This is a genomic window from Vibrio anguillarum (assembly GCF_001989995.2).
GTDB lineage: Bacteria > Pseudomonadota > Gammaproteobacteria > Enterobacterales > Vibrionaceae > Vibrio > Vibrio anguillarum.
Window position 1 is genome coordinate 1 of record NZ_JAHGUP010000050.1, and the last position, 24,106, is coordinate 24,106.

Here is a 24,106-nt window from a genome sequence, read left to right on the forward strand (position 1 = left end):
TATTAAATTATTTCGTCTTATCGATTTGACCTACTAATTGGCTGGCTAATTGGGCTTGAACCCTTACTGGCTGTGCCGTGTCAGTGAGGCGGCATTATAGAGATCGCCGTCACGTTGGCAACCCCTTTTTGCTGTTTTTTTTAATTTTCTATTTGTTCGAACAGAAAAAAGCCAAAAGACGCTAAAAATCGACTTTTTATTTACAATTTTTTAAAGTTATCACTAAAAAGAGATACTTTTTGCCAGTTTGTGTACTCAACTTCTTTTGAGGTGTCAGTTTCACCGCCAGTCAATGACATGATGAAACGAATCATCACCTTATCGAAAAGGTGATAACGTGGATAGTAAAGAGCACCAGCGAAAACTCCGATTAGCTTGGGTTGCCATGCTGATTTACTGAGAAACGTTTTAATATAGACACTTCCTTCTGGAGTATCTTTGCCCTGCGCTTCTTTTCTTGCAGTTAAGTTGACACAAAAGAACGCCGCTTTAGCGAGTGCTAATTGCTCGGCATGTTTTTCTATAAATTGATAAAGCTTTTTATTTAAATGTCCGTAGCGAATAGAAGCACCAATTAAGACTCGATCGTAAAGAGCTAAATCAATATCCTCAATTTGATGTAAATCGGCAAGTTCGCAATCAAACTCAGAAAGTTCCTCTTTTATATAGTTAAGAATTTTCTTGGTTTGACCTTCACGGGAAGAATAGAGAAAAAGAGCTTTTTGCACGGGATATCCTTAACTGCGCCAAAACGTAGGGGTAAGCAGTATTAATAGTGTAAAAATTTCTAAGCGACCAAAGAGCATCGAAACAACCAATACCCATTTTGCACTGTCATTAACATCCGCAAAGTGTACGGAGACTTGACCCAATCCAGGCCCTAAGTTATTCAATGTTGCCGCGACGGCAGAAAATGCACTCAGTTCATCCATTCCTGTTGCGATCAATGCCAACATACACACCACGAAGACCAGTGCGTACGCTGAGAAAAACCCCCAAACCGCGTCAACCACTCGCTGTGAAAGAGCACTTCCGCCCACCTTAATCGTATACACGGCTCTTGGGTGGATAAGGCGTTTCATCTCACGAGCACCTTGTAAGGTAAGCAATAAGATACGGATCACTTTCATGCCACCGCCCGTAGAGCCAGCACACCCACCTATAAATGAAGAAAACAGCAATAATACAGGTAAGAATAACGGCCAATCTGCAAAACCTGTTGTGGTAAAGCCTGCCGTCGTCGAAATGGATACCGTTTGAAATAGCGCCTGATCAAAAGCGTCATAAAAAGAGTCGTAAGAATGGTGTTTGAGTAAAATCGAAAAGCAAACCGCAAACAAAATGACTTGTATAAGAGCAAAAGCTCTAAACTCTGGATCTTTAAGGTAATATTTTGGATGAACACCACCTGTCGCAAACGCCGCGTAATGGAGCGTAAAATTACAGGCTGAAATGAGCAAAAAAACAACCGTAATTAAATTGATCGCATAACTGTCAAAATACCCCATGCTTGCATCATGAGTCGAAAACCCACCAATAGCGATCGTAGAGAAGCTATGACAAATCGCATCAAATAGGGTCATCCCTGCTGCCCAAAAAGCAGTCGCGCAGGCAATCGTTAAGCTTAAATAGATGTACCAAAGTGCTTTAGCGGTTTCGGCGATTCTTGGAGTGACTTTAGTATCTTTGACCGGGCCTGGAATTTCTGCTCGATATAACTGCATTCCCCCAATTCCCAATACTGGCAAAATGGCCACCGCTAGAACGATGATCCCCATCCCACCAAACCATTGTAAAAACTGCCGATAGAACAAAATCGCTTTAGGTAATTCATCTAACCCAACAATGACGGTTGCTCCGGTGGTGGTTAATGCTGAAAACGATTCAAAAAACGCATCCGTCACCGATACATTAGGGTTATCCGCTAACCAAAATGGTAATGAACCCGCACTACCGATAACCGTCCAAAACAGTACAACGATCAAAAAACCGTCTCTGGCTTTCAATTCATGTCGATAGCGGCGGTTTGGAAACCAAAAAAAACCGCCACACATCAACAATACAAAAAAGGTCGTGACAAAAGGTACACCTGCACCATCGCGGTACAGCAAAGCCACCAGCGCAGGGGCAAGCATAGAGACACTAAATAGCGCGAGCAAAAGCCCGACGATACGAATAATAGATCGAATTTGCATTGCTTTTTCTGAAGCGAAGCTTCTGACTTCCTAATTATTTTTTATGGCGGTCACTACAGCTTTTGCACCGCTTTTATTAATGATAGTTTGAGTAAAGGCATCAAGATGGCGCAATTCTATCTCAACAAGAAATTTAACCTGTTCTTTATAATCGGCTTCGACTTCTAATGCTTCATACTGCGCGATGATGGATTGAGCAATCGGCACAAAACTGTAGTCTAACGTTAGGGATAATTTTGTGGTGATTTTTTTCTCAATAGTTTGAAGCTGCTTGAGTGCTTGTTGTACTCCGCCACCATAAGCTTTAACTAACCCACCAGTGCCAAGACGAATCCCACCATAATAACGAGTGACGACGGCCGTTAACTCCCCGACACTCGATCCGGCTAGCTGCGCCAATATCGGTTTGCCCGCCGTCCCTGATGGCTCACCATCATCACTAAAACCCCACAACATCGAATCTTCCGATCGTCCGGCAACAAAGCCCCAGCAGTTATGTCTGGCGTCGCTATGTTTTGTCTTTATTTGCGCAACGAAGGCTTTGGCAGCATCTACACTCGGAGTATGGGCCAAATAGGTAATAAAGAGGCTTTTTTTGATTTCCTCTTCAAATTGGGTGGGCAACGCTGGAATTAAATAAGGTTGTTCGTTCATGTGAAATCATAGATCGAGCGGATGGCAAGAGTGTAACACGTGCACTTAAAAAAGCAGCGCTGATCTCCATTCGCACTCAATGTTAAACAGTTGTTTAAAAAATGTATTGAAATTAAACAATCCTCAGGTCAAACTAAACCGACTGGTCAAACCAGAACCATTAATACAACAAAAACTCTCACACACGATCTTAAGGTTGTATGTCACGGAGATAGACAATGATTTACCAAGCCAACACCCTACAGGTAAAGGAATTACAAGATGGTATTGCGGAGTTGCGTTTCTGCTCCAAGGAGTCAGTGAACAAACTTGACCTTGCCACTCTTGAATCGCTCAACCATGCACTTGATGCCCTAAAAGCCCACCAAGGACTGAAAGGCCTTATTCTTACTTCCGATAAAGAATCTTTTATTGTCGGGGCTGATATCACTGAGTTTTTAGGTCTCTTTGCTAAACCTGCGCAAGAACTCGACCAATGGCTGCAATTTGCCAATAGCATTTTCAACAAACTAGAAGATCTACCCGTTCCGACACTAGCCGCTTTAACAGGGCACGCGCTAGGCGGTGGATGTGAGTGTGTACTCGCTACCGATTTCCGTATTGGTGACGCGACCACCAGCATAGGATTACCGGAAACAAAGCTTGGTATTATGCCGGGGTTCGGTGGCTGTGTGCGTCTGCCTCGTGTAATTGGTGCCGACAATGCTATGGAAGTGATCACTCAAGGCAAAGCATGTCGTGCTGAGGAAGCCCTTAAAATTGGACTGCTCGATGCGATTGTTGATAGCGACAAACTGCTTGAGTCAGCACTCAAAACCATCACATCGGCCATCAATGAAACCGTTGATTGGAAAATGCGTCGCCAGCAAAAAATGTCCGCGCTGACACTCAGCAAATTAGAAGCCATGATGAGCTTCACCATGGCCAAAGGCTTGGTTGCACAGCATGCCGGACCTCATTATCCAGCGCCAATAACCGCTGTTATTGCAATAGAAGAAGCCGCGCGCTGTAGCCGTGATGAAGCATTGGCCATTGAGCGTAGACACTTCGTTAAGCTCGCTCATTCTGAAGCGGCGAAATCCTTGGTCGGTTTATTCCTCAACGACCAATATATTAAAGCACTGGCAAAAAAAGCGGCTAAATCAGCCAATAAAGAAACCGGACGAGCGGCTGTACTTGGTGCGGGTATCATGGGCGGCGGCATTGCTTATCAATCGGCAGTAAAGGGCGTGCCTGTTTTGATGAAAGATATTGCTCAATCGTCCCTTAATTTAGGTATGACAGAGGCATCTAAGTTACTCAACAAGCAGCTAGAGCGCGGAAAAATTGATGGTTTTAAAATGGCAAGTGTGCTGGCATCGATTACGCCTAGCCTGCATTATGCGGGGATTGAGCAAGCGGATGTAATTGTTGAAGCTGTGGTTGAAAACCCGAAAATCAAAGCCGCGGTACTAAGTGAAGTCGAAGCCAATGTTGGTGAGGATGCGGTTATCACCTCGAACACCTCAACCATTCCAATCAACCTACTGGCCAAATCACTCAAACGTCCAGAAAACTTCTGTGGTATGCACTTTTTTAACCCAGTACATCGTATGCCATTGGTGGAAATTATTCGTGGTGAACACACTTCCGATGAAACCATCAATCGAGTTGTCGCTTACGCGGCCAAAATGGGTAAATCCCCCATCGTGGTCAATGACTGCCCTGGGTTCTTCGTAAACCGCGTACTTTTCCCTTACTTTGGTGGCTTTAGTTTATTACTGCGCGATGGCGCTGATTTCACTCAAATCGATAAAGTGATGGAACGTAAGTTTGGTTGGCCAATGGGCCCAGCTTATCTTCTAGATGTGGTCGGTATTGATACCGCTCACCATGCCCAGGCAGTCATGGCACAAGGATTCCCAGAAAGAATGGGCAAACAGGGCCGCGATGCTATTGATGCACTGTTTGACGCCAATAAATATGGCCAGAAAAATGGCAGCGGTTTCTATCAATACACTTTAGATAAGAAAGGAAAACCGAAGAAAACTTTCTCTGAAGAGGTTCTCACTGTTCTTAACGTAGAATGTGGTGATAAACGTACTTTTGATGATCAAACCATCATTGAACGCATGATGATTCCGATGATCAATGAAGTGGCACTCTGTTTAGAAGAGAAGATCATCGCCTCACCCCAAGAAGCTGATATGGCGTTGGTGTACGGCTTGGGGTTCCCTCCTTTTAGAGGCGGCGTATTCCGCTATCTCGATAGTCTTGGCTTACAAAACTACGTTGCAATGGCAAGCCAATACCAAGCATTGGGCGCGATGTATCATGTACCTCAACTGCTGCTTGATATGGCAGAAAAAGGCGAGACCTTCTACGGTGCTCAACAAGCAAGTTCTATCTAAGGAGAGATGTCCAAATGACTTCACATAAGAGAAATGTCGTAATTGTTGATTGCCTACGCACCCCGATGGGTCGTTCAAAAGGTGGGGCATTTCGTCATACTCGTGCGGAAGATTTATCTGCACATCTGATGAAAGGCATTTTAGCCCGTAATCCACAAGTCAACCCAAAAGAGATCGAAGATATCTACTGGGGTTGCGTGCAACAAACCTTAGAACAAGGCTTTAACGTCGCGCGTAATGCGGCACTGTTAGCTGGCTTGCCGATTGAAATTGGTGCCGTCACCGTTAACCGTTTATGTGGTTCATCAATGCAAGCACTGCATGATGCCACCCGCGCCATTATGGTTGGTGATGCTGAAATCTGCCTTGTGGGCGGCGTTGAGCATATGGGACACGTACCAATGAACCATGGCGTTGATTTCCATCCCGGCATGTCAAAAACCGTTGCCAAAGCTGCGGGGATGATGGGGTTAACGGCTGAGATGTTAGGTAAAATGCACGGCATTAGCCGTGAGCAACAAGATGCCTTTGCCGCTCGTTCGCATCAACGCGCTTACGCAGCAACCGTTGAAGGTCGCTTCAAAAATGAAATCCTTCCCACCGAGGCTCATGCTGAAGATGGTACTCTGTTCACGCTGGATTTTGATGAAGTGATCCGCCCGGAAACCACTGTTGAAGGGCTAGCACAGTTACGTCCTGTTTTTGACCCAGCGAATGGTACTGTAACAGCTGGCACCTCATCGGCTCTGTCCGATGGCGCATCGGCAATGTTGATCATGAGCGAAGAGAAAGCCAATGCGCTTGGCTTAAAGATTCGCGCGCGTGTGAAATCAATGGCCGTCGCTGGTTGCGATCCTTCAATTATGGGTTACGGGCCAGTTCCGGCTACTCATAAAGCGCTACAGCGTGCAGGCCTCACCATGCAAGATATGGATGTGATTGAGTTAAACGAAGCGTTTGCAGCTCAATCTCTACCTTGCGCGAAAGATCTCGGTTTGCTCGATGTAGTGGATGAGAAGGTTAACCTAAACGGAGGGGCGATCGCGCTGGGTCATCCTCTCGGGTGTTCTGGCACGCGCATCTCAACCACATTGATTAACTTGATGGAAGCGAAAGACGCCAAATATGGTCTAGCAACGATGTGCATTGGTTTAGGCCAGGGCATTGCGACTATTTTTGAGCGCCCATAACCATTCTGTTTTTCTTCTCACTGAAGAGTCTTTTAAGAGCCAGCACTGCTGGCTCTTCTTATTAGGTTATTTAGCTTGAAGCCAATCACGATAAAGTTGATCGCTACTGCCCAGATAATTTACCATCCACTCGATCAATTTATGATTATCATCTTTGCGCCATACTAAACAGCATTGACTAAGCAGTTTATCAACGGTGAGAACCCGTTCAACCAACCCACCATCAACAATCAAAGGTTGTGCAATGTGTCTTGGCATGTAGCCCACACCGACTTCATTTTTTAAGCATTCAATCGCACTATACCAATTCGGTAAAAGTAAGCGCCGTTGCTGCGGGTAGTGATCCGTATGTCGCTTGGGTAATACACTTGACGTGTCATCCAAACAAATCGCCGGGAACTGACTGACAAAATCTTCGTTTAAATAGGGCTCTTGAGCACAAGGGTGATGAGGAGACATTACAAATGCCCAATCCAACACACCCATGTCACGCACTTCAAAATCACCACCGACAGGAATCGCAGAGGTTGCACCAATCACAATGTCAGCTCGACCTTGCGCAATAGCTTCCCATGAGCCATTAAACACTTCCATGTTGATTTGCAGCTCAGCAAACTCAAATGTGCGATAAAAATCTTCCACCAGCGGTTTCATTTTGTCGAGTTTGACCACGTTATCAAGCGTCAATTTCAGCGTTTTCTGCCAACCATGCGCCGCGCGTTTAGTTTGTGAACGAATCTCTTCCATTTGCCTAAGCAACTGGCGAGCCTCCACCATAAACAGCTCACCAGCGGGCGTCAGTTCGACCTTTCTAGGTAAACGGCGAAACAGCAGCACATCCAAATCTTGTTCGACTTGGCGAACGCCGTAGCTGATCGCTGACGGCACTTTATGCAAAACTTCCGCAGCGGCGGTAAAACTACCCAACCGTGCGACAGTATCAAGCATTTCTAATGAGGATTTAGAAAACATAAGCCTTCAATTTTTTTGATGAATAACCAACAAATTTAGCGTTTCATTTAATATTAAACGAAAAATAGAATAGATGAGTAGATAAATTAAGGTTGGCATAGATTAATGCTGGCCAAATATTGATTAATTTTTTTGAATGGTAATAAAAATGAAAGCATCAAAATTACAGTTGCTGTACTTAGCCGCGCTCTCTATGCTTGGCTTCATTGCCACAGACATGTACCTCCCTGCCTTTAAAGCGATGGAAATGGACTTTGCCACAGGGCCAGAGCAAATAGCCTTGTCTCTCACCGTTTTTCTGGTCGGTATGGCATTAGGTCAACTGGTGTGGGGCTTAGCTTCCGATAAATATGGTCACCGTAACACTTTAGCGGCTGGCCTAGTTCTCTTCACGTTGGCATCATTTGGTTTAGCTTTTAGCGAGCAGGTGTGGCAATTATTAGCGTTGCGCTTTGTGCAAGCTTTAGGGGTGTGTGCTCCCGCAGTGATCTGGCAAGCAATGGTAATTCAACGCTACCCAGCTAAAACAAGCCAGCAAATATTCGCCACCATCATGCCTTTGGTCGCGCTTTCACCCGCGCTTGCACCTCAATTAGGCGTCTTACTGGCCGATAACTTTGGTTGGCACAGTATTTTTGTGACATTGACATTAATGGGTGTTGCGCTTGTAGCCTGTACTTTTGCTCAAAAAAATGAACAATCACAACCCAAACAAACCTCAATTAAGCAAGATATCAAAGCTCTGCTCAGCACTAAAACCTACTTGGGTAATGTGATGATGTTTGCTTGCGCTTCTGCGGCCTTCTTTGCTTACTTGACTGGGATGCCAGAGATTATGGCACGCCTTGGTTATGCCGCTAAAGATATCGGTTTGAGTTTCATTCCTCAAACGATCGCTTTCATGGTTGGTGGCTACTTAGGTAAGGTGGGAGTGAATAAATTTGGTGACGAAAAAGTGCTCAAGCAGTTGATTGGCCTCTTCAGCGTTGCCACTTTATTAGTATTCATTGCATCACAGTGGCAACTGACCTCAATTTGGCCAATTTTGGCACCGTTTTGCTTAATAGCAGTTGCCAACGGAGCGCTTTACCCTATCGTGGTGAACCGCGCACTATCGAGTGCCAAACAAAGCCCAGCCACTGCAGCGGGTTTACAAAATAGCTTACAAATCTGCGTTAGTAGTTTAGCCAGCGCATTGGTCGCAACGTTGGCCAGCCAAGCACAAATGGTGACGGGTATTGCAATTATGATTTGTATGGGCGGGCTATGGATTGGTTATATCGTCTCGAACCGCGAACTTTCTCAACACTTCACCGCACCAGATAATGCACGCGTAGTCAGCGATGAAGAGTAAGTCTTTTAATAAGAACTGATAAAAAGCCGCTCATTATGAGCGGCTTTTTAATCGTTCATTTGTTAGCTACGCTTAACAGGACGCTTCCAACCATTGATTTTGCGCTCTTTCGCGCGAGTGATGACTAACTCACCTTCAGCAACGTTACTGCTTAGCGTAGTGCCAGCACCAATCGTTGCACCATTGGCGATCGTTACAGGAGCAATCAACTGGCTGTCTGAACCGACAAACACATCATCACCAATTGTGGTTTTGAATTTATTGACACCATCGTAATTACAAGTGATAACGCCAGCTCCGACATTAACACGCTGGCCAATTTCAGCATCACCAAGATAAGTTAAGTGATTGGCTTTTGAACCTTCACCCAAACGAGTATTTTTTACTTCTACGAAATTACCCACGTGCGCATCATTACGCAGTTCAGCACCAGGACGTAAACGGGTAAAAGGCCCAACGGTACAGTTTTCTGCAACGGTTGCCCCTTCAATGACGCTGTATGGGCGGATCACTGTGTTATCATCAATTTCGCAATCTTTAAGCACACAACCCATGCCGATAATCACGTTATCACCCAAAGAGACATTTCCTTCGATGATGACGTTAGCATCAATCTCAACATCCATCCCACACTGTAATTCACCACGCAGATCAAAACGCGTAGGATCACGTAGCATCACACCTTGTTCTAATAGCTTTTTCGCTTGTGTTGCTTGATAAGCACGCTCTAAACGAGCCAGTTGAGCGCGATCATTTACTCCTTCCACTTCAATAGAGCTGGCAGGATGAACAGCCTCAACTGCGCGGCCTTCATTGTGCGCGGCAGCGATAACATCTGTCAGATAATATTCGCCTTGTGCGTTCTCATTACTTAAGCCTGACAACCAGCGCTTGAGATCGCGCCCCGTTGCCACCATCACGCCCGTATTGATCTCTTTAATTAACTTTTGCTCATCAGTGGCATCTTTTTGTTCAACAATTGCCACCACAGGGCCATGCTTACGCACGATACGGCCATAACCGGTTGGGTTATCCAGTACCACTGTCAGCAAGGCTATTCCATCATTAGGCTGTGCATCTAACAAGCTTTCCACGGTTTCTTCCGAGATCAATGGAACATCACCGTACAACACGAGGATCTTCTCATCGTCTTGGAAATGAGGCGAGGCTTGATCAACGGCATGGCCAGTTCCTAATTGATCCGCTTGCAGCACCCAGTTAACCGACTCTTCGGCAAGCGCTTGCTGCATTTGCTCACCACCATGACCATAAACCAAGTGGATATTTTGGGCACCTAAGCTATTGCACGTATCAATTACGTGTTTCACCATTGGCTTACCCGCCAGTGTGTGCAGCACTTTAGGCATATTAGAATACATTCGAGTACCTTTACCTGCTGCGAGGATCACTGCGCTAAATTTCATTGACAACCTATTGACGTTAAAAAAGTTAAGCCGCATTTTAGCGGTAATTAAAGAGATAGTTAATTTAACTAAATAATTTTCTGTTAAAAAATAAGCAAAAAGGCGACCTATAGGTCGCCTTTTTACATCACGTCTTAATTATAAAACACATTAACGACGTTTTTTGGTCAGCTCGATAACTCGTAACTGAGCCATGGCTTTAGCCAGTTCACTGGCCGCTTGTGCGAAGTTCATATCGCCATGCTGATTTGAAATATTCTCTTCAGCTTTGCGTTTGGCTTCTTCTGCCTTAGCTGCGTCTAGTTCTTCACCACGAATTGCCGTATCAGCCAGTACTGTAGCAGTACCCGGTTGCACTTCGACAATACCACCCGAAACATAAATAATTTCTTCGTGGCCGTGTAGCTTAACGATACGCACCATACCAGGCTTAATAGCGGTCAGCAGCGGTGTGTGACCATGGAAAATTCCCAGTTCACCTTCGCTACCGGTCACCTGAAACGTTTCGACTTGGCCAGAGAAGATTTTCTTCTCTGCACTGACGACGTCTAGGTGAAAGGTTATTGCTGCCATATCGCCTCCTAGTTATCCTTATAGCTTCTTAGCATTCTCAATCGCATCGTCGATAGTACCGCAGTACATAAACGCTTGCTCTGGAATGTCATCGTATTCACCAGATAGAAGACCTTTGAAGCCACGTAGCGTCTCTTTTAGAGGTACGTAAACACCAGGGTCACCTGTAAATACTTCAGCTACGTGATAAGGCTGAGTTAGAAAACGTTCAATCTTACGTGCACGTGATACAACTTGCTTATCAGATTCAGACAACTCGTCCATACCCAAGATCGCAATGATGTCTTTCAGCTCTTTGTAGCGCTGAAGCGTCTGCTGAACGCCACGAGCGATGTCGTAGTGCTCTTGACCTACGACGAGTGGGTCTAGCTGACGAGACGTTGAATCGAGTGGGTCGATCGCTGGGTATAGGCCCATTGCTGCGATGTTACGGTTAAGTACAACCGTTGCATCCAAGTGCGCGAACGTTGTGGCTGGAGACGGGTCCGTCAAGTCATCTGCTGGTACATATACCGCCTGTACAGACGTGATAGAACCTTGCTTAGTTGACGTAATACGCTCCTGAAGCACACCCATCTCTTCTGCAAGAGTAGGTTGGTAACCTACCGCTGAAGGCATACGACCTAGCAGTGCTGATACTTCCGTACCGGCAAGCGTGTAACGGTAGATGTTATCGATGAACAGAAGTACGTCACGACCTTCGTCACGGAAACGTTCTGCCATTGTCAAACCCGTCAGTGCAACACGTAGACGGTTGCCTGGTGGCTCGTTCATCTGTCCGTAAACCATCGCTACTTTTGATTTTTCAGGCTCTTCGATGTTTACAACACCTGCTTCCTGCATCTCATAGTAGAAATCGTTACCTTCACGAGTACGTTCACCAACACCCGCAAATACTGAAAGACCTGAGTGTTGCAGTGCGATGTTGTTGATAAGTTCCATCATGTTAACGGTCTTACCTACACCTGCACCACCAAATAGACCGATTTTACCACCCTTAGAGAATGGACAAACCAAATCGATTACTTTTACACCGGTTTCAAGAAGAGCAGTTTCGTTTGATTGCTCTTCATAGCTTGGAGCTGGACGGTGGATAGAGTAAAGCTCTTCCGCACCGATTTCACCACGCTCATCAATCGCATCACCAAGCACGTTCATGATACGACCTAAAGTCTTAATACCGACTGGTACTGAAATTGGAGCGCCAGTATTTTCAACTACCAAACCACGACGTAAACCATCAGAGCTACCCATTACGATTGCGCGAATCACGCCACCGCCAAGCTGCTGTTGAACTTCAAGAACGAGACGTTCTTTTGAATCCACAACATTCAGAGCATCGTAAACACTTGGTACTTCGCCCTGTGGGAACTCTACGTCGACTACCGCACCGATGATCTGTACGATCTTACCTGTAGCCATCGTTAATCCTCTAAACTGTTTGTTTTACCTAAGCTTAAACCGCTGCTGCACCAGAAACGATTTCCGATAGTTCTTGTGTAATCGCCGCCTGACGGGCTTTGTTATACACAAGCTGTAAATCATCAATCAAGTTGCTTGCGTTATCGGTAGCTGCTTTCATCGCAATCATTCGAGCAGCTTGCTCACAAGCAAGATTCTCAACCACACCCTGATAAACCTGAGACTCTACATAACGCAGCAATAGTGCATCGAGTAGAGGCTTTGGTTCAGGCTCATAGATGTAATCCCAAGAATGTTCGCGTTTCATCTCTTCGCTATTCGATCTAGGCAAAGGTAGTAATTGATCGATCGTTGGTTCTTGAACCATAGTATTCACAAATTTGTTGAACACTACGTATAGGCGATCCAACTCACCTGCATCATATTTCTTCAGCATAACACCAACGGAACCGATCAAATCTTCCAAGGTTGGGCTATCGCCCAAACCAGAGACTTGAGCAGCGACTTTAGCGCCACTGTTTCTAAAGAAAGCCGTTGCCTTTGAGCCCACAATTGCCAGCTCAACCTCAGCACCTTTCTCCGACCAATCTTTCATGTCATGTAGAGCTTTTTTGAACAAGTTCACGTTCAAACCACCACACAAACCACGGTCTGTTGAAATAATGATGTAACCAACACGTTTGGCTTCGCGCTCTTCTAGATAAGGATGACGATATTCTAGATTTGCACTCGCCACATGACCGATCACTTTACGCATTGTTTCAGCGTATGGACGAGAAGCTTCCATGCCGTCTTGCGAACGACGCATTTTTGAAGCTGCTACCATTTCCATCGCTTTCGTAATTTTCTGCGTGCTTTTAACACTACCGATTTTATTACGTATCTCTTTTGCGCCGGCCATCGTTTTACTCTCTTTTAAGGTAATCCGTTATTGGTCAGTGGTGACCCTAGGGTCACCCACCAATTACCAGGTCTGGGTTGCCTTGAAATCGTCAACCAGTTTCTTGAACTGAGCTTCGATTTCATCGTTATAAGCACCCGATTTGTCGATATCTTTTACAAGATCAACATATTGACCACGAGCATACGACAGTAGAGCAGATTCAAAATCAGCCAGTTTATTCAACGCAACATCATTTAAATAACCACGCTCTGCCGCAAAGATAACCAACGCTTGGTCAAACACAGACATCGGAGCATATTGTTTCTGCTTCATCAGCTCTGTTACTTTCTGACCATGGTTTAGCTGTCTCTTCGTCGCTTCATCAAGATCTGACGAGAACTGAGCAAATGCAGCAAGTTCACGGTACTGTGCAAGCGCGGTACGGATACCACCTGACAGTTTCTTGATGATTTTCGTCTGAGCGGCACCACCTACACGAGATACTGAAATACCAGGGTCAACGGCTGGGCGAACACCCGCGTTGAATAGTTCAGTTTGTAGGAAGATCTGACCATCGGTAATCGAGATTACGTTAGTCGGTACGAATGCTGAAACGTCACCCGCTTGTGTTTCAATGATAGGTAGAGCGGTTAAAGAACCGGTTTTACCTTTCACTTCACCCTTAGTGAAACGTTCTACATACTCTTCGCTAACACGAGCAGCACGCTCAAGTAGACGAGAGTGGAGATAGAAAACGTCACCTGGGAATGCTTCACGGCCTGGTGGGCGTTTGAGTAGTAGTGAGATCTGACGGTAAGCAACCGCTTGTTTAGATAAGTCATCATAAACAATCAGTGCATCTTCACCGCGATCGCGGAAGTATTCACCCATTGCACAACCTGCATATGGCGCAAGGTATTGCAATGCCGCGGATTCAGAAGCCGATGCAACAACCACAACTGTGTTTGCAAGCGCGCCGTGCTCTTCTAATTTGCGTACTACGTTAGCGATAGTTGAGGCTTTTTGGCCAATCGCAACATAGATAGAGTAAATACCTGAATCTTTTTGGTTAATAATTGCGTCGATCGCCATTGCTGTTTTACCAGTTTGACGGTCACCGATGATAAGTTCACGTTGGCCACGACCGATTGGGATCATAGAGTCAACTGACTTATAGCCGGTTTGTACTGGTTGATCGACTGATTTACGGTCGATTACACCAGGTGCAATCATTTCAACAGGTGAAGACAATTTCGCTTCGATAGGACCTTTACCATCGATAGGCTGACCGAGTGTATTCACTACGCGACCTAACAATTCAGGACCAACTGGCACTTCAAGAATACGACCAGAACCTGTTACTTTCATGCCTTCCTTAAGGTCAGCATATGGGCCCATGACAACCGCACCAACCGAGTCACGCTCAAGGTTAAGTGCAAGTGCATAACGGCCACTCGGTAATTCAATCATTTCACCTTGCATCACGTCCGCTAGGCCGTGAATGCGAATGATACCATCGCTTACCGATACGATAGTACCTTCATTGCGAGCTTCACTAACAACGTCGAAAGATTCGATACGTTGTTTAATTAGATCGCTAATTTCCGTGGAATTAAGTTGCATGCTCCAATCCCCATCAAGACTGTAATGCATCGCTCAGGCGGTTTAAACGACCGCGGGCTGAGTTATCGATGACAAGGTCTCCGGCTCGAATTATAACCCCACCAAGTAGGGTCTCATCTATACTGCAATTCAGCTGAACTTTGCGTTCAAGACGCTGCTCAAGTTTGGTGCTGATATTGACAAGCTGTTCATCAGAAAGCTCAGTTGCTGAAATCACTTCAACATCCATCTGCTTCTCATGCTCTTGTTTCAGAGCAAAGAACTGTTCACTAACATCAGGAAGAGCCTTTAATCGGCCATTCTCAGCCATCACCTTTAACAGGTTCTGGCCATAAACATCAAACTGTTCGCCACAAATTGCGATGAAAATTTCCGCTAATTTCTCAGCCGAAACAGAGCCCGTTAGTAGCTCTTTCATTTGCTCGTTCTTTGCGACCTCGGCAGCAAAAGCTAACATCTGACCCCATTGGTCAAGTTGCTTTTTCTCTACCGCAAAATCGAATGCTGCTTTAGCATAGGGGCGTGCAATTGTAGTCAAATCAGACATAAAGCGCCCCCATCCTTAAAGTCTTGCAGTAATGTTGTCGAGAATATCTTTGTGCGCATCTTTATCGATAGAACGCTCAAGGATTTTCTCAGCACCAGCTACAGCCAGAGTTGCAACTTGTTTACGCAGCTCATCGCGGGCACGGTTACGTTCAGATTCAAGTTCAGCTTCCGCTTGAGCAAGGATTTTCTGGCGTTCTGCCTGAGCTTCCTCACGTGCTTCGTCTAAAATTTGAGCTTTACGTTTATTTGCCTGTTCGATGACCTCAGTTGCAGTGCGCTTCGCTTCTTTCATTTGTTCAGAAGCGTTGGCTTGTGCTAGATCCAAGTTTTTAGCAGCACGCTCAGCGGCTGAAAGACCGTCAGCAATTTTCTTCTGACGCTCTTCGATCGCATTCATGATTGGCGGCCATACATATTTCATGCAGAACCACACAAACAGTGCAAACGCGATTGCTTGACCTAGCAGAGTTGCGTTCATATTCACAACAGCTACCCCTCTATTTGTTCACCAACGAAAAGTATTAATCAACGACAAATCATCAATTTGTGTGATCGGTTGATTAACCTAGTTGACCAATAAATGGGTTCGCGAAAGTGAATAGAAGCGCAATTACGATACCGATCATAGGAACCGCATCAAGTAGACCCGCGATGATAAACATCTTAACTTGTAGCATAGGAGCCATTTCTGGTTGACGAGCAGCACCTTCAAGGAATTTACCGCCTAGAAGTGCGAAACCAATCGCTGTACCAAGAGAAGCAAGACCGACGATAATACCTACGGCGATTGCAGAAAAGCTCAGTAAAGTTTCCATTACTATCTCCAATTTATAGTTGTTGGCTTATGTGCCCAAATAAAAAGCTTTAAAAAATTAATGATCACTATCTTCGTGTGCCATTGATAGATAAACAATAGTCAGCATCATGAACACGAAAGATTGAATCAGAATTACCAGAATATGGAAAATCGCCCACGGTAGTGAACCCATCCATTGTAGCCACCATGGTAGCATCGCTGCGATAAGAATAAATACCACCTCACCTGCGAACATGTTACCGAATAGACGCATACCGAGTGAGAGAGGTTTCGCAAGTAACGATACCACTTCAATAAGTAGGTTAAACGGAATCATGGTCCAGTGATTGAATGGATGTAGAGCTAATTCTTTCGCAAAACCACCTAGGCCTTTCACTTTGATGCTGTAGTAAATCATCAGAGCAAATACGCCTAGAGCCATAGCCATGGTGATATTCACATCAGCTGACGGAACCACTTTTAGATAAGGGATACCAAGCCAATGTTGTGCTGGATACGGTAAGAAATCGATGGGCACTAAGTCCATGATGTTCATTAACAATACCCAACAAAAGATAGTCAGTGCCAGCGGTGCTATAAGTGGATTGCGTCCATGAAAGGTGTCTTTGACGTTTTGATCGACAAATTCTACCAATATTTCAACAAAACACTGCAGCTTACCGGGTACACCCGCTGTTGCTTTCTTTGCTACAGAGCGAAATATCCATAGGAATATTAAGCCAGTAAACAAGGAAAAAAACAGGCTATCGATATGTACGTTCCAGAAACTCGTCTCACTAATTGACAGCCCCAAATCGTAATGCTCAGAAATCTTCGCAAGAGAGAGGTTCGTCAAGTGGTGTTCAATGTATCCGGACGATGTTAGCGCTTCACCTGGCGCAGCCATAACTCATCCTATTTTTTGTTGTTAATGAATAGCACTGGCGCACAGATATTAATACCTAGAGCCAGCAAATAGGTTAGTTTGAGGGGAACGAGTTCCACCTGCATATACATGTAGGCAACACAGAACAGTGCAACTGTGATGAGGATCTTGAGTACTTCGCCAGTGTAGAAAGAGGCCGCGACTTGCTTCGCAGCACGAGCTCCACTAAACATAAAAGCACACAGCGCAAAAACCGCATTGGCAATGACAAAGATGCCACCCCCAATCAGCGCAGAAAAGCCCCATTCAGCATTTACAGCTACCGCCATCCCTGCCGCCACAAAAATAACCGCGCCAGACTGGATCATTAACAATCGCTTAGCAAGCTCTCGTCCTGGTCTAGCCAACGCAGCTACCATGTATTCGTACCTCTAGTAATATCCTCAGCTCATCTACAACATAGGGCTGGGAAATTGGCGAAAATTATACGGTGAGTCGAACTGATTGCAATTGAAAGACAGCAAAAAGTTACAATTTTGTTTACAAACCGACAACTTTCAAATAAAAAAACGTTTTTTGCATAATTGACTTAAATCAATTATCTCATTTAGCTTTCTAGCTTGGCAATTAGTTGCTCTAATTTGTGAGGCTCATCAAGACTAATCGTCATTTTGGCTTTGCCACCTTTTGAACGAATGATCGACACTTTAGCCCCTAACATTTCACTCAATCTTTGTGACATTTGTTGTGCATCTAAGTCTTCCGATGCCGATCCGTCCTCAGAAGGCTGTGTTAGACACTTTTTCACTAATTGCTCAGTTTGTCTCACGGTCAGCTGTTTTGCGGCCACACGTTGTGCAATTTCAATTTGTTGATCGCCTTCGAGCATCAATAATGCTCGTGCATGGCCCATTTCAAGCTGCTTGGTTTCCACTAAACGCTTCACGCCATCCGCCAATTGATTTAAGCGTAATAAGTTACTCACGGTAGTGCGTGATTTACCAATCACATCAGCCACCTGTTGGTGAGTGAGCTTAAATTCGTCTTGCAACCGCTCTAAAGCTTGTGCTTCTTCAATCGCATTCAAATCTTCGCGTTGAATATTTTCTATCAGTGCCATCGCAATCGCAGCGCGATCTTGGACATTTTTGATCAAACAGGGCACTTGCTTTAAACCTGCTTGTTTTGCAGCGCGCCAACGGCGTTCACCTGCAATAATTTCATAGCCGCCAAGTTCTAAACGTCTTACCACGATCGGCTGGATAATACCTTGCGATTGGATAGACGCAGATAGCTCTTCCAACGCTTCTGCCGACATATCTTTACGTGGTTGATACATGCCAGGTTTCAAATTTGATACCGCGATATCCATTAATTCGCCATCAGAAGAGAGTGCTTGGCTATGTGAGGCGGCTTGCTCCTTTTCACGAGCAAGAGAACTGGTTGCGAGCAATGCATCCAATCCTTTTCCTAAACCACGTTTAGTCATGTAGACGAATTCCTTTAGTTGAGATTATGCGGGTATTTCTTCTCGACGAAGCATTTCGCCAGCTAAGGCGAGATACGCTTTTGCCCCAGCTGAATACTTGTCGTAGTACATTGCTGGCTTGCCATAACTTGGCGCTTCAGCAAGACGGACATTACGAGGAATAACGGTGCGATAGACTTTGTTTCCAAAGTGCTTTTTCAGTTGATCGGATACTTCATTGGCTAGGCGATTACGCGGATCGTACATCGTTCGAAGTAACCCTTCGATTTTCAGGTTTTCGTTGACTACCGCGGCTAACTTGCTGATGGTATCCATTAACGCCGTTAAACCTTCTAATGCAAAATACTCACATTGCATTGGCACTAACACAGAATCCGCTGCGGCCATGGCGTTGATTGTAAGAAGATTTAAAGAAGGAGGACAATCAATAAAGATGAAATCATAGTTATCACGAACTGGCGCGAGGGCATTTTTCAAACGCACTTCGCGAGCAAAGACTTCCATTAATTTGATTTCAGCGGCTGTCACGTCTCCGTTCGCCGCAATCAAATCGTAGTGTCCCGTTGTTTTGCGACATACGACTTCATCAAAAGGAGTGTCTTCGACCAACAATTCGTACGCGGTTGCATCTACTTGATACTTATCAACACCACTGGCCATCGTTGCATTGCCTTGTGGGTCGAGATCGATCACTAAAACTTTACGCTTAGTCGCCGCCATAGAGGCCGCTAAGTTAATGCACGTTGTTGTTTTTCCTACGCCACCTTTCTGGTTGGCGATTGCTACGATTTTGCCCACGGTATGCCTCGCTGTTATCCCTTGCGAGATAAGATTACAAGATGACGGTCACCTTCCAACTCAGGAACTTTCAAAGCTTTGACATCAGTCACAGAACACCACTCAGGTAGTGTGGCTATTTCCTCATCTGGTCGTTGTCCTTTCAGGGCTAAAAATCGGCCCGATGTTTCTTTTGGTAAATGGTGACACCATTCCACCATATCGAGCATTGAAGCAAACGCACGGCTCAGTACGCCATCAAATTTTACTTCAGGCTGAAACTCTTCGACTCGATTTTGAATCGTGGTCACATTTTTAATACCAAGCTCATGCAGAACTTGTTTAATAAAACGAATGCGCTTACCTAAACTATCGAGTAAGTAAAAGGTTTTATCAGGATTCATGATAGCGAGAGGTATTCCAGGTAAACCAGGCCCAGTACCAACGTCGATAAAACGCTCACCCTGTAAGTGAGGACTTACCACTATACTATCTAAAATATGTTTCACCAACATATCCATAGGATCGCGCACTGAGGTGAGATTGTAGGCTTTGTTCCATTTATTCAGCAGTTCCACGTAACCGACTAATTGGCTACGTTGCTGCTCATTGACCTCGAGATCGGTTTGACCAATTAAATCATCGAGACGCGTTCTTAACTCGCTCATGCGGCGTCTTCCCCTTTCTTTAGTACACCTTGCTTTTTCAAATAAACCAATAAGATAGAAATAGCAGCTGGTGTAACACCGGAAATACGAGAGGCAATACCAACCGTTTCAGGCTTGGCATTGTTAAGCTTAAGGATCACTTCGTTGGACAAGCCTTTGACCTGTTTATAGTCAAGATCCAGTGGCAATTTAGTGTGTTCATGGCGCAATGATTTGTCGATCTCATCTTGCTGACGCTGAATATAACCATCGTATTTGATTTGAATTTCAACTTGCTCAGCCGCTTCACTATCGTTCAATGCTGGTGCAAATGACTCAAGCGACGTGAGCTGTTGATAGGTGATTTCAGGTCGACGCAATAAATCTTCACCACTCGCTTCACGAGACATGGGTGTTTTGAGCAACGCATTCAGTGCATCAACACCAACGGAGTTCGGGTTCATCCACGTTTGTTTCAAACGTTGACGCTCGATTTCCATGTTTTCCATTTTTTGATTAAAACGCGCCCAGCGCGCATCATCGACTAAACCTAACTCTCTGGCTTTTTCGGTTAAACGCAAATCGGCGTTATCTTCGCGTAGCAGTAAGCGATATTCAGCGCGAGAGGTAAACATGCGATAAGGTTCTTTGGTACCCATAGTGGAAAGATCATCGATCAACACGCCCATGTAAGCTTGATCACGGCGTGGACTCCAGCCTTCTTTTTCTTGGCTAAATAAGCTTGCATTCAAACCAGCCATTAACCCTTGCGCTGCCGCTTCTTCGTATCCGGTGGTGCCGTTGATTTGACCAGCAAAGAACAAACCACTGATGAATTTGGTTTCATAGGTTTGTTTTAAATCTTGTGGATTGAAAAAATCGTACTCGATGGCGTAACCCGGACGAACAATATGTGCGTTTTCAAACCCTTTCATTGAGCGAACGATCTGCACTTGTACATCAAACGGTAAGCTGGTGGAAATACCGTTAGGGTAGAGTTCTGTCGTGGTCAAACCTTCAGGCTCGATAAAAATTTGATGGCTATTTTTGTCGGCAAAACGCATGACTTTGTCTTCGATCGATGGGCAGTAGCGTGGGCCGATACCTTCGATGACACCTGCGTACATCGGACTACGATCAAGATTGGCACGGATCACATCATGCGTTTTATCGTTGGTATGCGTGATGTAGCATGGTATTTGACGTGGATGCTGTTCACGTTGTCCCATGAAGGAAAAAACAGGCGTTGGGTTATCACCGTGTTGTGTTTCTAACACTGAGAAGTCCACGCTGCGCGCATCGATCCTTGGTGGCGTACCGGTTTTTAAACGATCGACTCGAAACGGCAGTTCACGTAAACGTTGCGCTAATGCGATCGATGGAGGATCTCCTGCGCGGCCTCCTGAGAAGTTTTCAAGACCAATGTGGATCTTTCCACCAAGGAAGGTGCCTACCGTCAATACCACCGCTTTGGCGTGGAATTTGAGGCCCATTTGAGTCACAACGCCCATTACACGATCATTTTCAACGATAAGATCATCGACCGCTTGTTGGAACAAAGTTAAGTTTGGCGTGTTTTCAAGCACATCACGCACATACGATTTGTAAAGCGCACGATCTGCTTGGGCTCGAGTCGCTCGAACCGCTGGCCCTTTTGAGGCATTGAGTGTTCTAAATTGAATACCTGCATGATCAATCGCTTGTGCCATTAGACCGCCCATGGCATCGACTTCTTTAACCAGATGTCCTTTACCAATTCCGCCGATCGCAGGATTGCACGACATCTGTCCTAGAGTCTCAATGTTATGGGTAAGCAATAGCGTACTTTGACCAGTACGAGCTGCAGCGAGAGCGGCTTCCGTTCCAGCATGGCCACCACCGACCACAATGACGTCAAATTTTTCGTGATAAAGCATGAACCGACCTCAGGTATTCAATGAAGCATGGACTGACAAAAGAGGCGTATTCTACCTGCTTTCCACTGGCTAGAAAATCGCTTTTCTGCTTTTTTAATCTGAGCTTGGTAAGTTAATAATATATAAGATCTATATAGAGATCTTTTATTAGATCTATTATTAGGATCGAGCATATCTGTGGATAACCGATAAATGATCAACAAGATCATGGTTTTTAAGAGGATCACAAGCTGTGATCCTGACATGATCTAATCGTGTATTAGCTGGGATCAAAAAGGCTAGTTATGCACAGGGTCGTAAAATGCATAAGTTATTAATTGGATAACTATAGGTTAATCACCGAATAACAGCATAGTTATACACATTAAAATATTTAAAATGGGCTTAACTTTTCTATGGCGAGTATTGAGACAGTTATACACAGAGCTTAAGGGTACAAAAAAAGCGGCTCACAGGCCGCTTGGTGACTTTATGCCATTCGCTAGAATTGTTCGATGTGCTGTTTGAGCCATACTTCAGCGGCATCTTCAGGAACGGAATATTCTAATATATCTATGGTGAAACAGTCGCTAATTGGCGTTGCACCTATATCCTCAAGCAGTTGATATGCATGCTTACCTGCTGCGCAAAACGTGTCATAGCTTGAATCGCCAAGTGCTACCACGGCATATTTTAACTCGCTCGTATTCGGTGGTGTTGATTGCAAAGAAGCGATAAAAGGTTGGATATTGTCTGGGTAGTCACCCGCTCCATGCGTGGAGGTGACAATGAGCCAAGTCCCTTGTGAGGGTATATCACTTAAGTTGGGTTGGTTGTGGATAGTCGTCGTATAACCTTGCTCTTGCAGTAGATCGTTGAGATGATCGGCGACATATTCAGCGCCTCCTAAGGTGCTGCCAGTGATGATATGGATCATGAGATATTCCTATAATTAAGAGTGATCAAGCTTCTCACTGCGATCATTTGCCGATACAGAACGACGAAAAGATGCGCCCTAACAAGTCATCGGAGCTAAATTCGCCCGTTATCTCGTTTAGATGTTGCTGCGATAAACGCAGTTCTTCCGCTAAGATTTCACCGGCCATGTAGCCTTCGAGCTGCTGCTGACCAATCATGAGGTGCTGTGCGGCGCGCTCTAGCGCGTCCAAATGGCGTCGTCTGGCCATAAAGCCGCCTTCATTGCCCCCAGCAAAGCCCATGCACTCTTTGAGATGAGTACGCAGAGCATCAACTCCCTCTCCAGTTTTTGCCGACAGGCGGATTAAGGTTGGAGAATTAACATGACAGATACCGAGCGATTCTTTGGTTTGATCGACTTTGTTGCGGATCACCGTCATGCCGATGTTTTCAGGCAATCGATCGACAAAATCTGGCCAGATTTCTTTCGGATCGGTGGCATCGGTGGTGGTGCCATCAACCATAAAGAGCACACGATCTGCTTTTGCTATTTCATCCCAAGCACGCTCAATACCTATTCTTTCGACTTCGTCATTGGCATCACGTAGGCCTGCGGTATCGATGATATGCAGTGGCATGCCATCGATGTGGATGTGCTCTCGCAGTACGTCACGCGTGGTTCCTGCTATGTCTGTAACGATGGCGGAATCTTTGCCTGAAAGCGCATTCAATAGACTCGATTTACCCGCGTTAGGACGCCCTGCTATCACCACTTTCATCCCTTCGCGTAAAATGGCCCCTTGATTGGCCTCTTTGCGCACGGCGTCTAAGTTGTCGATGATATTTTGCAGATCTGCGGCAACTTTACCATCGGCAAGAAAATCGATCTCCTCTTCAGGAAAATCAATCGCTGCTTCAACGTAAATTCGCAGGTGGATTAGGGAATCGACCAAGGTGTGAATGCGTTTGGAAAATTGACCTTGCAATGAATGCAGAGCGGATTTGGCCGCTTCTTCAGAGCTGGCATCAATCAAATCGGCAATCGCTTCCGCTTGGGTTAAATCCATTTTGTCGTTTAAAAACGCACGCTCAGAAAATTCACCCGGGCGCGCTGCGCGCAAGCCACTGATAGCCAAAATGCGTTTGATCAGCATATCCATGACGACCGGACCGCCGTGTCCTTGTAGTTCGAGCACATCTTCGCCGGTAAAGGAGTGAGGGTTAGGAAAATAGATCGCGATGCCTTGGTCAAGTTCGGTGCCATCTTGATGCTTAAAAGGCAAGTATTCCGCATAACGGGGTTTTAGCGTTTTCCCGGTTACTTCAAGCGCGACTTGAGCGGCTTTCGGGCCTGAGACGCGAATAATCCCCACGCCACCTCGGCCTGGAGCGGTCGCTTGAGCAACAATGGTGTCTGTAGACATAAGGGTACCTAACATAGGGGTGTATGAGCGCAATTGTAATCAGCC

23 protein-coding genes are annotated in these 24,106 nt (G+C 45.4%); 3 read left to right on the forward strand and 20 right to left on the reverse strand.

Annotation, left to right across the window (positions count from 1 at the left end):
• Nucleotides 1-200: 200 nt before the first annotated feature.
• From hemG to PL85_RS12395, 3 genes are read right to left on the reverse strand one after another with little or no spacing between them, the layout of a single operon-like run.
• Entirely contained in the window at nt 201-728 is a 528-nt protein-coding gene (gene hemG, locus PL85_RS12385; protein WP_115339402.1) for a menaquinone-dependent protoporphyrinogen IX dehydrogenase, read from the reverse strand.
• A gap of 9 nt (nt 729-737) precedes the next feature.
• On the reverse strand, nt 738-2,195 hold the full coding sequence (locus PL85_RS12390; RefSeq protein WP_115339403.1) for a TrkH family potassium uptake protein: 1,458 nt from the start codon (nt 2,193-2,195) through the stop codon (nt 738-740).
• A gap of 30 nt (nt 2,196-2,225) precedes the next feature.
• Nucleotides 2,226-2,849 (reverse strand): YigZ family protein, encoded by a 624-nt coding sequence (locus PL85_RS12395; protein WP_115339404.1) that lies wholly within the window; start codon nt 2,847-2,849, stop codon nt 2,226-2,228.
• Between the two features lie 218 nt (nt 2,850-3,067).
• On the opposite strand from PL85_RS12395, the gene fadB reads away from it, so the two are divergent.
• Entirely contained in the window at nt 3,068-5,239 is a 2,172-nt protein-coding gene (fadB, locus tag PL85_RS12400; protein ID WP_115339405.1) for a fatty acid oxidation complex subunit alpha FadB, read from the forward strand.
• A 14-nt stretch (nt 5,240-5,253) separates the two neighbouring features.
• Nucleotides 5,254-6,429, forward strand: coding sequence for an acetyl-CoA C-acyltransferase FadA (gene fadA, locus PL85_RS12405; RefSeq protein WP_017046375.1), 1,176 nt, complete (start codon nt 5,254-5,256; stop codon nt 6,427-6,429).
• 66 nt (nt 6,430-6,495) lie between these two features.
• Here the strand turns inward: fadA and punR are convergent, their stop codons facing one another.
• Complete coding sequence (gene punR, locus PL85_RS12410; RefSeq protein ID WP_115339406.1) at nt 6,496-7,401, reverse strand: DNA-binding transcriptional activator PunR; 906 nt, start codon at nt 7,399-7,401, stop codon at nt 6,496-6,498.
• A gap of 148 nt (nt 7,402-7,549) precedes the next feature.
• On the opposite strand from punR, the gene punC reads away from it, so the two are divergent.
• Entirely contained in the window at nt 7,550-8,755 is a 1,206-nt protein-coding gene (punC, locus tag PL85_RS12415; protein WP_026027660.1) for a purine nucleoside transporter PunC, read from the forward strand.
• Between the two features lie 62 nt (nt 8,756-8,817).
• Here punC and glmU read toward each other — a convergent pair whose 3' ends face one another.
• The 16 genes from glmU to mnmE all read right to left on the reverse strand — a co-directional run bounded on the left by glmU (nt 8,818) and on the right by mnmE (nt 24,061).
• The gene (gene glmU, locus PL85_RS12420; protein ID WP_026029111.1) at nt 8,818-10,179 is read right to left on the reverse strand and encodes a bifunctional UDP-N-acetylglucosamine diphosphorylase/glucosamine-1-phosphate N-acetyltransferase GlmU; all 1,362 of its coding nucleotides are present in this window, start codon (nt 10,177-10,179) and stop codon (nt 8,818-8,820) included.
• A gap of 150 nt (nt 10,180-10,329) precedes the next feature.
• Nucleotides 10,330-10,752 (reverse strand): F0F1 ATP synthase subunit epsilon, encoded by a 423-nt coding sequence (locus tag PL85_RS12425; protein ID WP_013855597.1) that lies wholly within the window; start codon nt 10,750-10,752, stop codon nt 10,330-10,332.
• 18 nt (nt 10,753-10,770) lie between these two features.
• Nucleotides 10,771-12,174 (reverse strand): F0F1 ATP synthase subunit beta, encoded by a 1,404-nt coding sequence (gene atpD / locus PL85_RS12430; protein WP_010319968.1) that lies wholly within the window; start codon nt 12,172-12,174, stop codon nt 10,771-10,773.
• Between the two features lie 34 nt (nt 12,175-12,208).
• Nucleotides 12,209-13,075, reverse strand: a complete 867-nt coding sequence (gene atpG, locus PL85_RS12435; RefSeq protein WP_013855594.1) for a F0F1 ATP synthase subunit gamma — start codon at nt 13,073-13,075, stop codon at nt 12,209-12,211.
• A 63-nt stretch (nt 13,076-13,138) separates the two neighbouring features.
• Nucleotides 13,139-14,680 carry a F0F1 ATP synthase subunit alpha gene (gene atpA, locus PL85_RS12440; protein ID WP_026027662.1) on the reverse strand — a complete coding sequence of 514 codons (1,542 nt, stop codon included), beginning with the start codon at nt 14,678-14,680 and terminating at the stop codon, nt 13,139-13,141.
• Between the two features lie 13 nt (nt 14,681-14,693).
• Nucleotides 14,694-15,227, reverse strand: coding sequence for a F0F1 ATP synthase subunit delta (atpH, locus tag PL85_RS12445; protein WP_013855592.1), 534 nt, complete (start codon nt 15,225-15,227; stop codon nt 14,694-14,696).
• A gap of 15 nt (nt 15,228-15,242) precedes the next feature.
• Nucleotides 15,243-15,713 carry a F0F1 ATP synthase subunit B gene (gene atpF / locus PL85_RS12450; RefSeq protein WP_013855591.1) on the reverse strand — a complete coding sequence of 157 codons (471 nt, stop codon included), beginning with the start codon at nt 15,711-15,713 and terminating at the stop codon, nt 15,243-15,245.
• 76 nt (nt 15,714-15,789) lie between these two features.
• A complete protein-coding gene (gene atpE / locus PL85_RS12455; RefSeq protein ID WP_115339407.1) occupies nt 15,790-16,044 on the reverse strand; it encodes a F0F1 ATP synthase subunit C in 255 nt (84 codons plus the stop codon).
• A gap of 57 nt (nt 16,045-16,101) precedes the next feature.
• On the reverse strand, nt 16,102-16,932 hold the full coding sequence (atpB, locus tag PL85_RS12460; RefSeq protein ID WP_013855589.1) for a F0F1 ATP synthase subunit A: 831 nt from the start codon (nt 16,930-16,932) through the stop codon (nt 16,102-16,104).
• 8 nt (nt 16,933-16,940) lie between these two features.
• On the reverse strand, nt 16,941-17,330 hold the full coding sequence (locus PL85_RS12465; protein WP_013855588.1) for a F0F1 ATP synthase subunit I: 390 nt from the start codon (nt 17,328-17,330) through the stop codon (nt 16,941-16,943).
• A gap of 188 nt (nt 17,331-17,518) precedes the next feature.
• Nucleotides 17,519-18,400, reverse strand: coding sequence for a ParB/RepB/Spo0J family partition protein (locus PL85_RS12470; protein ID WP_017044113.1), 882 nt, complete (start codon nt 18,398-18,400; stop codon nt 17,519-17,521).
• 24 nt (nt 18,401-18,424) lie between these two features.
• The gene (locus PL85_RS12475; RefSeq protein ID WP_013855586.1) at nt 18,425-19,198 is read right to left on the reverse strand and encodes a ParA family protein; all 774 of its coding nucleotides are present in this window, start codon (nt 19,196-19,198) and stop codon (nt 18,425-18,427) included.
• 14 nt (nt 19,199-19,212) lie between these two features.
• On the reverse strand, nt 19,213-19,845 hold the full coding sequence (gene rsmG, locus PL85_RS12480; protein ID WP_115339408.1) for a 16S rRNA (guanine(527)-N(7))-methyltransferase RsmG: 633 nt from the start codon (nt 19,843-19,845) through the stop codon (nt 19,213-19,215).
• The gene (gene mnmG / locus PL85_RS12485; RefSeq protein WP_115339409.1) at nt 19,842-21,740 is read right to left on the reverse strand and encodes a tRNA uridine-5-carboxymethylaminomethyl(34) synthesis enzyme MnmG; all 1,899 of its coding nucleotides are present in this window, start codon (nt 21,738-21,740) and stop codon (nt 19,842-19,844) included. The genes rsmG and mnmG overlap by 4 nt, the downstream gene beginning before the upstream one ends.
• Nucleotides 21,741-22,221: 481 nt before the next feature.
• On the reverse strand, nt 22,222-22,656 hold the full coding sequence (gene mioC, locus PL85_RS12490; RefSeq protein ID WP_017044116.1) for an FMN-binding protein MioC: 435 nt from the start codon (nt 22,654-22,656) through the stop codon (nt 22,222-22,224).
• A 43-nt stretch (nt 22,657-22,699) separates the two neighbouring features.
• Nucleotides 22,700-24,061: a tRNA uridine-5-carboxymethylaminomethyl(34) synthesis GTPase MnmE gene (mnmE, locus tag PL85_RS12495; RefSeq protein WP_029189865.1), complete on the reverse strand. Its 1,362-nt coding sequence runs from the start codon at nt 24,059-24,061 to the stop codon at nt 22,700-22,702.
• Nucleotides 24,062-24,106 lie beyond the last annotated feature (45 nt).